Raw genomic sequence first — 692 nt, forward strand, 5'->3', positions numbered from 1 at the left:
CATACTAAGTTCAATAATTTGCTCAAAAAACAAGGTATGCCAATCGATGAGATTTTGTCTGAGCACAAAGAGATCATCGACAAATATCTCAATGAATATTCACCCGAATACAATGTCGCGCTTACCGCAGCTTTTGAGCATTTTACTGCGCTCATGGCAGAAGCATTCTTCAGTAAAAAATACGTGTCAGAAGGCTTCGATCATCGAATGAAGACGATGTTTGCATGGCATGCGATTGAAGAAATGGAGCATCGTTCCGTAGCATTTGATGTGATGCAGAAAGTTGCCAAAGTTGGTTATTTCATGCGTGTGTGGGCGGTTATATACGGAACCTATGAAACCATGCGAATCATGTTCACTAATGGGGACAAACTGCTTAAGGCTGATGGCTTCTCAAAATGGGAGCGTCGCAAAATGTTTATTAAGAACTTGCCTTGGATGTATGGACGTAAAGGCGTATTTTCTTCATTTACAAAGCCTTTATTTGCTTACCTTAAACCAGGCTTTCACCCAGAGAAAATCCCAGTCGTACACAACTATCCTGCATGGGTAGAGGAATACAACAAAAGCGGTGATCCTGCCAAAGCCTGCGATGCTCTGCTTGCAGCGGCGCATTAAGCTAGATTCTTAAGCCTTCAACCAAAGCCAAATGCTGGCTTTGGTTGAAGGCTTAAGAATCTAGCTTAATGCGC

The 692-nt window shown here is 42.5% G+C and carries 1 protein-coding gene; it reads left to right on the top strand.

What is annotated here, in order from left to right:
• The coding region (locus A3738_RS25485) for a metal-dependent hydrolase (RefSeq protein WP_068763946.1) at window positions 1-618 on the top strand (618 nt) is incomplete at its 5' end.
• Window positions 619-692: the final 74 nt, after the last annotated feature.

This window comes from Oleiphilus sp. HI0066, from assembly GCF_001635725.1.